12 protein-coding genes are annotated in these 10783 nt (G+C 67.9%); 6 read left to right on the top strand and 6 right to left on the bottom strand.

Annotated features, from left to right (window positions below; translation table 11 throughout):
* Positions 1-493 precede the first annotated feature (493 nt).
* Positions 494-1075 (bottom strand): TetR/AcrR family transcriptional regulator, encoded by a 582-nt coding sequence (locus tag ACZ7OI_RS36570; RefSeq protein ID WP_470268653.1) that lies wholly within the window; start codon positions 1073-1075, stop codon positions 494-496.
* Positions 1076-1153: 78 nt separating this feature from the next.
* Between ACZ7OI_RS36570 and ACZ7OI_RS36565 the strand changes: the two genes are divergently transcribed.
* Complete coding sequence (locus ACZ7OI_RS36565) at positions 1154-2551, top strand: cytochrome P450 (protein WP_470268652.1); 1398 nt, start codon at positions 1154-1156, stop codon at positions 2549-2551.
* On the opposite strand, the gene ACZ7OI_RS36560 is transcribed toward ACZ7OI_RS36565, so the two are convergent.
* Complete coding sequence (locus tag ACZ7OI_RS36560) at positions 2534-4006, bottom strand: SulP family inorganic anion transporter (protein WP_470268671.1); 1473 nt, start codon at positions 4004-4006, stop codon at positions 2534-2536. The genes ACZ7OI_RS36565 and ACZ7OI_RS36560 overlap by 18 nt on opposite strands.
* A gap of 221 nt (positions 4007-4227) precedes the next feature.
* Here ACZ7OI_RS36560 and ACZ7OI_RS36555 point away from each other — a divergent pair, with 221 nt between their 5' ends.
* From ACZ7OI_RS36555 to ACZ7OI_RS36540, 4 genes are read left to right on the top strand one after another with little or no spacing between them, the layout of a single operon-like run.
* Entirely contained in the window at positions 4228-4794 is a 567-nt protein-coding gene (locus tag ACZ7OI_RS36555) for a TetR/AcrR family transcriptional regulator (RefSeq protein ID WP_470268651.1), read from the top strand.
* 9 nt (positions 4795-4803) lie between these two features.
* Positions 4804-6003 carry an FAD-dependent monooxygenase gene (locus ACZ7OI_RS36550; protein ID WP_470268650.1) on the top strand — a complete coding sequence of 400 codons (1200 nt, stop codon included), beginning with the start codon at positions 4804-4806 and terminating at the stop codon, positions 6001-6003.
* The gene (locus ACZ7OI_RS36545) at positions 6000-6497 is read left to right on the top strand and encodes a nitroreductase family deazaflavin-dependent oxidoreductase (RefSeq protein WP_470268649.1); all 498 of its coding nucleotides are present in this window, start codon (positions 6000-6002) and stop codon (positions 6495-6497) included. The genes ACZ7OI_RS36550 and ACZ7OI_RS36545 overlap by 4 nt, the downstream gene beginning before the upstream one ends.
* On the top strand, positions 6497-6952 hold the full coding sequence (locus tag ACZ7OI_RS36540; protein ID WP_470268648.1) for an NUDIX hydrolase: 456 nt from the start codon (positions 6497-6499) through the stop codon (positions 6950-6952). Before ACZ7OI_RS36545 ends, ACZ7OI_RS36540 begins: the two co-directional genes overlap by 1 nt.
* 14 nt (positions 6953-6966) lie before the next feature.
* On the opposite strand, the gene ACZ7OI_RS36535 is transcribed toward ACZ7OI_RS36540, so the two are convergent.
* From ACZ7OI_RS36535 to ACZ7OI_RS36520, 4 genes are all read right to left on the bottom strand, one after another.
* Positions 6967-7737: an SDR family NAD(P)-dependent oxidoreductase gene (locus ACZ7OI_RS36535; RefSeq protein ID WP_470268647.1), complete on the bottom strand. Its 771-nt coding sequence runs from the start codon at positions 7735-7737 to the stop codon at positions 6967-6969.
* Positions 7738-7855: 118 nt separating this feature from the next.
* Positions 7856-8629 (bottom strand): class I SAM-dependent methyltransferase, encoded by a 774-nt coding sequence (locus ACZ7OI_RS36530; protein WP_470268646.1) that lies wholly within the window; start codon positions 8627-8629, stop codon positions 7856-7858.
* Positions 8630-8649: 20 nt separating this feature from the next.
* Entirely contained in the window at positions 8650-8982 is a 333-nt protein-coding gene (locus ACZ7OI_RS36525; protein WP_470268645.1) for a VOC family protein, read from the bottom strand.
* Positions 8983-9006: 24 nt separating this feature from the next.
* Positions 9007-9780 carry an oxidoreductase gene (locus ACZ7OI_RS36520; RefSeq protein WP_470268644.1) on the bottom strand — a complete coding sequence of 258 codons (774 nt, stop codon included), beginning with the start codon at positions 9778-9780 and terminating at the stop codon, positions 9007-9009.
* 81 nt (positions 9781-9861) lie between these two features.
* Here ACZ7OI_RS36520 and ACZ7OI_RS36515 point away from each other — a divergent pair, with 81 nt between their 5' ends.
* A complete protein-coding gene (locus ACZ7OI_RS36515; protein ID WP_470268643.1) occupies positions 9862-10440 on the top strand; it encodes a TetR/AcrR family transcriptional regulator in 579 nt (192 codons plus the stop codon).
* Positions 10441-10783: the final 343 nt, after the last annotated feature.

Here is a 10783-nt window from a genome sequence, read left to right as displayed (position 1 = left end):
CGCGCGGGGGTGCTTGTCAAGGCGGGAAAGATGCCTTGACAAGCACCCCCGCGCCGCGTTTTTGGCTTCGTATCGGGGTGCGGGGGAGTGTGGGTGCCTTGGTGGTTGGGTGGGTGCGCTGGCTGCGGTTGGGTGGTGGGGCTAACGCCCTGATGCCGCGTGTGACGGGGGCTGGCGCGCCGATGTGGCGCGCGGCGGGGCTCCAGCCTGGTGTGGCGTGTGACGGGGCGGCGCCCCGGTGTGGCATGTGGCGAGGCTCCGGCCCGGTGTGGCATTGGGTGCATGGGACGAGCCCAACGTGGCGTTCGGTGCGTGGGACGCCCCCGGATGTGGCGTTCTGCGCGTGGAGCGCGCCGGATGTGGCATTCGGTGCGGTTCGCGGCGGCGGGGCGAGCGGGTGGTCCGTGAGGGGCCCTTTGAGGGAATGCAGGTCCGTGAAGGTTTTCCTCCCGCCCAGCGGCGGGGCGTGAGGGGGCGGGGGTTCCTTCCGCAATCAGACCGTGTTGGGATCCACGTCAACTGCAGCGAAAAGCGTCCGCGCGCAAAGGTCCCGAAGCTCCTCCGTGCTGATCTTCGGCTCGTCCAGCCAGTCCAGAATCAGCGTCGCCACAAACGAAAGCCACCCCCGAACCGCCAGCCGGGTAGTAGCGGTCACCGGGCGCAGCAGGCCTACCGCGGCCAGGATTCGCTCGGCGTTCGCTGCCATCCCGGCTTCGCAGATTTCCCGGATTTCGCGGTCCGCGTCGCCGGCGCTGCGGTGCACGATGCGGTAGCCGTCCGGGTGGGTGCGGGCGAATTCGAGGTAGACCTCCAGCCCTGCGCGCAGCTGCTCAGCCACCGGCAGCGCGGGGTCGGGTTCGCTCATTGCCAGCAGTTGGTCGCGCTGGCCACGGACGATCGCGGCGAAGAAGTCCTTCTTCGTGGGGAAGTAGTGGTACAGCAAGCCGCGCGAGACGCCGGCGATTTCGGCGACTTCCTCGATCCACACCTCGTCGTAGGGGCGTCCTGCGAACAGGCCTGCGCCGATGGTCAGCAGCTGTTCGCGCCGCTGTTCGGTGCTCAGGCGCGTCCGCATCGTCCCAGCTTACTTGACACCAGTTCAGTAGCGGGGGAAGGTGACCCTATTGGATGTGGGTTCAGTAGGGAGCGAACTGTGGACACCACCGCGATTCCGCACCGGCCGGGCCGGTTGCCGGTGCTCGGGGACCTGCTCGGGACCAACGTGCGCACGCCGTTGCAGAGCACCATGCGCGCCGGCGCGGGGCTGGGGCCGATTTTCACCCGCAAGTTCTTCGGCCTTGAGATCGTGTTCGCCTGCGGGATCGACCTGGTCACCGAGCTGAACGACGAGTCGAGGTTCGGCAAGCACGTCGGCCTCGGCGTCGAGCGGTTGCGCGGGGTCGTCGGCGACGGGTTGTTCACCGCGCATACCCGCGAGCCGAACTGGCGGCTGGCTCACGACATTCTGCAGCCGGCGTTCTCCGCCGAGGCGATGCGCCGCTATCACTCGATGATGCTCGAGGTCGCCCGCGAGTTGACCGCGGCGTGGGACGGGGCGACCGGCCCGGTCGACGTCGCCGCGGACATGACGCGGCTGACTCTCGAGACGATCGGTCTCGCCGGGTTCGGGTACCGGTTCGGGTCGTTCGAGCGGGACGAACCGCATCCGTTCGTCACCGCGATGATCCGTGCGTTGCGGTTCGCGCAGCTGGACAACGTCAAGCTTCCGTTCGTGCGGCGTGCGCTGGCCGGGTCGTCGGCGCAGAATCAGGCGGACATCGCGACCATGACGAACCTGGTCGACGAGGTCATCGAGAGCCGCCGCCGGGAAGGCGGCGAAGCGCGTGACCTGCTCGGCCTGATGCTCACCGACGGGCACCCGATGACGGGGGAGAAGCTCGACCCGGTGAACATTCGCAACCAGGCCATCACTTTCGTGGTCGCGGGCCATGAGACGACGTCCGGCGCGCTGTCGTTCGCGTTGTATTACTTGACGCGTCACCCGGAACTGCTGGAGAAGGCCCGCGCCGAGGTCGACGCGGTGTGGGGCGATCGCGAACCGGCCTTCGGCGACGTGGCGAAGCTGCGGTACGTCCGGCGCGTTCTCGACGAGGCGATGCGGCTGTGGCCGACCGCGCCCGGCTACTCCCGGGAAGCCCGCGAAGACCTTGTGCTGGGCGGAAAATACCGGATGCGCAAGGGAGATTCGATCATCGTCCCGCTGCCGATGCTCCACCGCGACCCGACGGTGTGGGGGCCGGACCCGGAGAAATTCGACCCGGACCGCTTCGAGCCGGCGGAAGTGCGGAAGCGCCCGGCCCAGGCGTACAAACCGTTCGGTACTGGGGAACGCGCTTGCATCGGCCGCCAGTTCGCGTTGCACGAGGCGGTGCTGGCATTGGGGATCATGTTGCAGCGCTATGACTTCGAGGCAGACCCGGCGTACGAGTTGAAGATCGTGGAATCGCTGACGCTGAAGCCGAGCGGGTTCACCGTCCGGCCGCGGATCCGGGAGCAGGCGGCGATGCTGGCCTCAGCTGCTGGCCGCTAATTCTCCGGACAACGTCTCGTGCATCGCCGCGCTGTGTTTGTTCAGCCCGACGATCTCCACGGTCTTCCCGCGCGCCTTGTACTTCGTCGTGATCGCGTCGAGCGCCGCGACGGTCGAGGCGTCCCAAATGTGTGCGGCCGAGAGGTCGATGACCACTCGATCCGGGTCGTCGGCGTAGTCGAATTGATAGACCAAGTCATTGCTGGACGCGAAAAACAGCGCTCCGGTCACGGCGTAACGCACATTGTCGGGCTCGCGCACCGCGGTCACCTCGACCAGATGCGCGACCCGGCGCGCGAAGATCACCATCGCGGTGATCGACCCGACCACGACGCCGATGGCGAGGTTGCTGGTCGCCACCACGATGCCCACGGTCACCGCCATCACGGCGACTTCGCCGACCGGCATCCGCTTCAGCGTCGCCGGGGCGATCGAATGCCAGTCGAACGTGCCGAACGCGACCAGCACCATGACCGCGACCAGCGCGGCCATCGGGATCCGCGACACGACCGGCCCGAACGCCAGGCACAGCACCATCAGGAACGCGCCGGCGAGGAACGTCGACAGCCGGGTCCGGCTGCCCGCGACCTTGACGTTGATCATGGTCTGGCCGATCATCGCGCAGCCGCCCATGCCGCCGAAAATCCCGGTGACGACGTTGGCGACGCCCTGCCCCACCGCTTCGCGCGTCTTGTTCGAATGCGTGTCCGTGATGTCGTCGACCAGTTTGGCGGTCATCAGCGATTCCATCAGCCCGACCAGGGCGAACGCCAGCGCGTACGGCGCGATCAGACCGAGGGTGCCGAAGGTGAACGGCACGTCCGGGATGCCCGGCACCGGCAGCGCTGAGGGTAGCGCGCCCTTGTCGCCGACGGTCGGCACGTCGATCCCGGCCGCGATCGTCAGCGCGGTGAGCACCACGATCGACACCAGCGGCGCGGGGACGGCCTTGGTCAGGCGCGGGAAGAACACCATGAGCGCGAGACCGCCGGCGAACAGCGGGTACACCGGCCACGGCACGTCGATCAGTTCCGGTACCTGGGCCAGGAAGATCAGGATCGCCAGCGCGTTCACGAACCCGACCATCACGCTGCGCGGCACGAACCGCATCAGCTTCGCCACTCCGAGCGAGCCGAGCACGATCTGGAACAGCCCGCCCAGCACTACCGTCGCGACGAGATAGCCGAAGCCGTGTTCCCTGGCCAGCGGCGCGACCACCAGGGCGATCGCCCCGGTCGCCGCCGAGATCATCGCCGGACGGCCGCCGACGAACGCGATCACCACCGCCATGGTGAACGACGCGCACAGGCCCACCCGCGGATCGACGCCGGCGATCACCGAGAACGAGATCGCCTCCGGGATCAGCGCGAGCGCGACGACCAGCCCGCCGAGGATTTCGGTCCGCGCGACCCGCGGCGCCAGCCACGCCGGCCGTCGAATGGACACAGTGGACAGTGGCGAGCGCACAGTGGACGACCTGTCGGTTTCGGAGACGGGCAGAAACAGCCGCTTCAGACGCTAGAGGAGGGACCGGACATCGCCGCCGCCTCCCGCCTTCAGGTGAGTCTTGGATCACCCGCTTTCCCTGCTGGGGCAGGCCGCGCTACGATCAGGGCAGTCGTACAGGACGATCGCCCTGTACGACCGACCTGGACGATTGACCGAGATGGGGCGGGATGAGTTCTCCGGCGACGGCACGCGGACGCGACGTGCGCCAGCGGTTGCTGGCAGCGGCGGCGGAACTAGTGCCGGAACGCGGCTGGACCGCGGTGAGCACCCGCGTGCTGGCCGAGCGGGCTGGCGTGACGTCGAGCGTGGTGCACTACCACTTCCCGTCCTTGCAGGCGCTGCTGCGCGAGGCGGTCCTCGACGCGATGCGCGAGGTGCTGGAGAGTGTCGGCCCGGCGCTGGCCGCGACGCAGAACCCGGCGGACCTGGTGACCGCGCTGTTCGGGTCGGTCGAGCCGTACACCGGAGTGGATCCGTTGTCGGTGCTGTTCGTCGAGGCCTACCTGGCGGCGCGGCGCGACGAGGAGCTGCGCGAACGGATCGGCGGCCTGCTTCTGGAATTCCGCGAGCAGGTCTCCCGCTGGCTGGCTGAACGCGGCGTTCCCGAACCAGACGCGACCACGGAGGTGCTGGTGGCGACCATTGACGGCCTGCTGCTGCACCGCGGCCTCGCCCCAGGCGGCGATCCGGCGGCGGTCACCGCCGTGCTGCGCGGGCTGGTCGCCCAACCCTAGGGGGATGCGATGAAAATCCTGGTCTGCGGCGCCGGCATCGCCGGGCTGGCCGCGGCAAACCGGCTGTCCGCGCTGGGCAACGAGGTGACGCTGGTCGAGCGGTCGCCCGGCCCTCGCCCCCAGGGATACATGATCGACTTCTTCGGTGCCGGCTACGACGCGGCCGAGGCGATGGGCGTGTTGCCCGCGATCAAGGAAGCGGCGTACCCGGTCTCCGAAGCGACTCTCCTTGACGCACAAGGGAAGCGTCGGTCCGAGATCCAGTTCGCCCGGTTCGCGCGCACCGTCGGCGGCCGGTTGCTGAGCGTCTTGCGGCCGGATCTGGAACAGGCTTTGCGTGCGTCGTTGCCCGCGGAGGTCGAGCTTCGGTACGACAGCGGGCTAGTCGCGGTCGAGGACGACGGCCACCGAGTCGCGGCCACGCTGTCGGATGGTTCAGTGCTGGAAGCCCATCTGCTGGTCGGCGCCGACGGAATCCATTCGACCGTTCGGCGGCTGGTGTTCGGCGAGGAATCGCAGTTCCTCCGCTATCTCGGCTTTCACACCGCGGCGTTCCTGTTCAAGTCACCCGAGATCCAGGCGGTGGCGGCCGGACGGTTCTGCCTCACCGACACCGTCGGTCGCCAGATGGGTTTCTATGGCCTGCGCGCTGGCACGGTCGCCGCCTTCGCCGTCCATCGCACGCCCGACCCCGCCATGCCCGACGACATCCGGGCGTCGCTGCTGGACACCTACGGCTCGCTGGGTTGGCTGGTGCCGGAAGCGTTGACGCACTGTCCGCCGTCCGAGGAGATCTACTACGACCAGGTCGCCCAGATTGAGATGTCAACGTGGAGCAAGGGACGGGTCACGCTGGTCGGGGACGCGGCGTACGCGGTGTCGCTGCTGGCCGGACAGGGCGCGTCACTGGGCATCGGAGGCGCGTACGTGCTGGCAGATCAGCTGAACCGAGCGTCGACAATCTCCGACGGGCTGGCGGAGTACGAACGGCTCTGGCGTCCCGTCGCGGCCGACAAACAGCAAGTCGCCCGCAACGGCGCGCGCTGGTTTCTCCCCGACAGCAAAGCGCAGCTCCACTTGCGGCGGCTCGCGCTGAAACTGGCCCGGTTGCCCGGAATTGACCGATTCGTGGCCGGGAGTTTGACCGGGAAATCCACTGCGCTCATCACGAACCTGCACCATGCGGCGAGGGAAGGAGTCCGACCGTGAACCCGATAGCGCGCACGGTCTTCAAGGCGCCGGCGAAGCTGTACGACCGCGACCTGGGTTGGTTGCTGGGCAAGCGTTTCCTGTGCCTCACCCACGTCGGCCGCAAGTCCGGCCGGCAGTACCGGACCGTGCTGGAAGTGATCGGCCTCCGTCCCCGGACCGACGAAGTACTGGCCATCGCCGGGCTGGGCCCGTCGTCGGACTGGTACCGCAACATCCAGGCAGCCCCCGCGGCGGAGGTCGCGATCGGCCGCCGAAAGTTCGCTCCCCAGCACCGAATCCTCGACGAAACCGAAGCAGCCGACGCCATCGCCGACTACGAGCGAAGGAATCTGCTGCTGCGCCCAGTCCTGCATCCTGTGCTGAGCAAACTGCTGGGCTGGCATTATGACGGCTCCGACGCGGCGCGGCACCGGATGGTCCAGCAGTTGCCGATCGTCGCCTTCCGCCCGCGCGGCGGAACCGAACCCGACCAAGAAGGTACTGACAGCTGATGAACTACATCGCCGAACTGCGCGAACTAGTCGGCACGCGCCCGCTGATCCTGCCCGGAACGTCGGTGCTGATCGCCGACGAGCGCGGCAGGCTGCTGCTGGTGTTCCGGGAGGAAAGCCAGGATTGGGGCCTGCCCGGCGGGTTCCTCGATCCCGGCGAGTCCTATGAGGACGCTGGCCGTCGTGAGGTGCGGGAGGAAATCGGCCTGGTGGTACGGGATCTCGAACTGCTGGGTGTCTATTCCGGACCGGAGTACTTCTACCGGTATCCGCACGGCGACGAGGTCCACAACGTGACTGCCGCGTTCACTGCGACCGTCGAGAACACCGAGGTCGCCGTGGACGGGACGGAGATCACCGGGTACGAGTTCTTCGAGCTGGACCGGCTGCCGGACGACATCATCGCTCCGGAACGGCCGATCGTCGAGGACTACGTGAAGCGATTCAGCGGCTAGGTCGTCGGCGCCGGTCAGACGGTTTTCGTCATCCCGCCGTCGATCACCAGGTCCGCGCCGCTCATGTTCGCCACCTTCCTGGAGGCCAGAAACACCACCAGCGCAGCGATTTCCTCCGGATCGGCGAACTCGCCGGTCGACAGCCCCACCGTGCTCGGCAACTGGTCCTTGAATTCCGCCAGCTCGGCACCCGCGCGCCGGGCGAGCTGGTCGCCAGGACCGCCGGGCGCGGTCCACAGATCAGTCCACACCGGACCGGGCGAGATGGTGTTCACTCGCAGGCCTCGGCCGCCGAACTCCTCCGCCAGTGCCTTGCCCAGATTCGTCACCGCTGCTTTCACCGCCGATTGCGCGATCAGCCGCGGCTGTGGCAGTTTCGCGTTGACCGAGCTGATGTTGACCACCGCTCCCCGGCGTTCGAGGAGGCTCGGCAGCGCGGCCCGCGTCGCGCGGACGTTCGAGAGGAACGTGACGTTGAACGTGTGCAGCCACGCCTCGTCGTCGAGTTCAAGGAATCCGCCGGGCGGATTCGAGGTGCCCGCGACATTGTTGACCAGCAGGTCGATCCCGCCATGCTCATCTAGCGCGTGCTGCACGACCCGTGCCGGTTCGTCCGGGCTGCTCAGATCGGCTTCGATCGCGTCCGGCGTCAGGTCCTTCAGCGAACCGGTGACCGTACGGCTCGCGGCGACCACCGTGTACCCGTCCTCAACCAGCGCCCGGACGATCGCCAGCCCGATTCCCCGTCCGGCTCCCGTCACCACGGCGACCCGCTCAGCTTTCATGGCAGAGGCCTTTTTCGCGCGTGGCAGGAAGGAATACCACCGCGGAACCCGCCGAGGAATACGGATTCCGTGGCAGGACAGGGAGTATCGCGTCCAGGCGGATCATCATGCGATCAGCCTATCCGGAAATTCTGGGCTGTGACGGCTTTTTCCGGGTGCGCAGCACGCACGTCGCCATTGGCAGCGTGAACGTTCCGGACGCGGTCTCGGTCTGCTCCGCGAGGAAATCCCGGATCCGATCGAGCGCCGCGGTCCGTTCCGGTTCCGGCAACATCAGCATCCCGGCCCTTGTGGACAGAGTCGCGACCAGGGTGTCAGCGGTACGGAGCTGACCGTGCGGGAACTCGGCTCGCTCTGGCGATGCGAACCTGCTCGGCGCACCGGCCTCCGGAAGATGCGCGGTCGCGGTACGCCATCCGGCCGGGGTGTCACGCGGCCCGATCGCCGCGCTGCCGCTGACCCGCGCCAGTTCGGCGACCCACCCCACCTGGTCGTCCACGACATTCCACAATCCGGCCAGAATCCCGCCGGGCGCAAGGACTCGCGCGATCTCCGGTCCGGCGGCGTCCATGTCGAACCAATGCATGGCGTTACCGGACAGCACTGCGTCGACGGACCCGTCCGGCAGCGGGATCGCTTCGGCACTGCCTCGCTCGGCACGGACTTCCGGCAGCGCGCGCCGCAGTTCGCCGAGCATCGCCGGATCTGGCTCGACTGCGATGACGTCGGCCCCCAACGCGGCGGTGAGCTTCCCGGTGCCCGCGCCGAGATCGAGCACCCGAGGCCCGGGCGCCGCGTCGAGTGCCCAGCACACCGCGGCCTGCGCGTAATCCGGGCGATGCTCGGCATACGCGGACGCTGCCGCACCGAACGACAAGGCAGGTTGGTTCATCCGCCGAGTCTATTGGGGTTTCAAGCCTGCCGAAGGCAGAACGGATGCCCAGCCGGACTGGCATACACGTGGCCGGAAAGCCGACGCGCACCCGCCTCCACCGCCCGTTTCTCCGCCGCAGCAAGATCATCCGCGGTTACGTCCAGATGCATTTGCTGCGACGCTCCGTCCGGCCATTCCGGCGGCGCCTGTCCGGCGGCGTGCTGAATCACCAGCACCGGAAACCCCTCCGCCCTGAGGAAATGGTGAGTTTCCGTCGTTGCGACAGAACCGCCGAGCAGCCGATGCCAGAACGCGCTCTCCGCCTCAAGCGACGCCGCGTCGATGATCACCGCACCAAGCTTCAACTCCATGGGATACTCCCTCCGCTGCGGCGGTCAGACTGCCGGGATAATTCCGCCGTCGACCCGGAATTCCGCCCCTGTCAACCATTTCGCCCGGCTCGAAGCGAGAAACGCGATCATCTCCGCCACGTCCGACGGATCGCCTGGCCGTCCCATCGGGACGTTCAGCCGGTCCACGATCTGCTGTTGAATCTCTTCCACCCCAATGCCTTCCTGAGACGCGATCTGCTGAAGATGCGCGGCCGCGCCCTCCGTAGCCACAAACCCCGGCAGCACGCATACGACCCGCACACCCTGCGAGCTGACCTCCGTCGCCAGCGAACGGCTGTACACATTGAGCGCAGCCTTCGCCGCTGCGTAGGGAGCTTCACCGCGCTGCGGCAGGTGACTCGCGATCGACGACACGTGCACGACCACGCCGGCCCCGCGCTCGACCATCCCCGGCACCAGCGCACGGTCGAGCCGCACGGCGCTGAGCAGGTTCATCTCCAGGTCGGCGAACCAGGATTCGTCGGTCCGCCCGAGCGTCGGCGCGGGATCGGTCGCGGCTCCCGCGTTGTTGACCAGGACGTCGATCCCGCCGACGCTCTCGGCCACCCGGCGGCCAAGCTCCGCCGCGCCAGCTTCTGTCGAGAGGTCCGCGGACAGAAACGTCGCGGGCAGATCGTCTGGCGGTGCGCTGCGCGAAGCTGCCAACACTGTCGCACCAGCGGCGGCGAAGCGGCGGACCGTCGCGGCGCCTAGCCCTCGGCTGCCGCCGGTCACCAGCACGCGGAGGCCCGCGAGACCCTCGTCCGGAACTGTCATGGCATCGCTCCCGCACTAAGGTGAGTCTGACTCCGGAAAAGATACACTAAACTGAACCGGACTCACTTTATGGAGGTGCTGGTGCCGCCCACCCGCCCGCTGCGCGCCGACGCGCGACGCAACCGTGATGCACTCCTCGCCGCCGCGCGGGAAGCGTTCCTCGCCGGAGAGTCCGACGCGCATGTCGACGAGATCGCCAAGCGAGCCGGGGTAGCGGTCGGCACGCTCTACCGGCACTTCGAGACGCGGGAAGCGCTCGTGGAAGAGGTGTACCGGCAGGAAGTCGACCAGTTGTGCGCTGTGCCATCTCAACTGCTCGAACAGCACGCGCCAGACGAGGCGTTGAGATATTTCCTGCTGCGGTTGGTGGACCACTCGGCCGTCGGCAAGGGGATGGCGGTCGCGCTGGAGAGCATCATGGCGACGGATTCGCCGGTGTTCGAGGACGCTCGCGCTCAGATGGCCGGTGCGCTCGACGAACTGCTCGAAGCCGGTGCCGCGGCCGGAACGCTCCGCGCTGACGTCGGCGGACGCACCGTATTGCGCGCGCTCGGCGGGATTTGCGGGATGCGGATCGCGGAGGGCTGGCGGGAAGAGGCGGTCCGGATCACTGAGGTTCTGCTGGACGGGTTGCAGTACGGGGCCGTGCGGGCCTCGTGAGCAGGCCGGGGCCGAGGTGGATTGGGAATCCAGTTGATGCCGGGGCTGGTCGGCGGGGCGGCTGCTCGGGTAGCTCGCCTGCTGGCGGTCGACGCGGTCGGCCGGTTTCTGTCTCGGGGCGGGCTCGGTTCAGCCGGGTCTGAAGCTTGGGCTAGGCGAGGATCAACGGCGGGTTCCAGACTTGGTGCTGGCCTGAAGCCTGGGCGCTGGCGGGTTCAACCAGACCAGGTGCCGACCCGAAGTCTGGGCTCAAACCGAGCAATACCGGCGGGTTCAACCAGCCTTGATGCTGACCCGAAGCCGGGGTTCAAAGCGAGCATCACTGGCGGATTCAGCCAAGAGC

The sequence above is a fragment of the Amycolatopsis sp. NPDC114503 genome (genome assembly GCF_055633655.1).
Note: the sequence above shows the minus strand (reverse complement) of the source record. Positions and strands in the feature narration are given on the sequence as shown.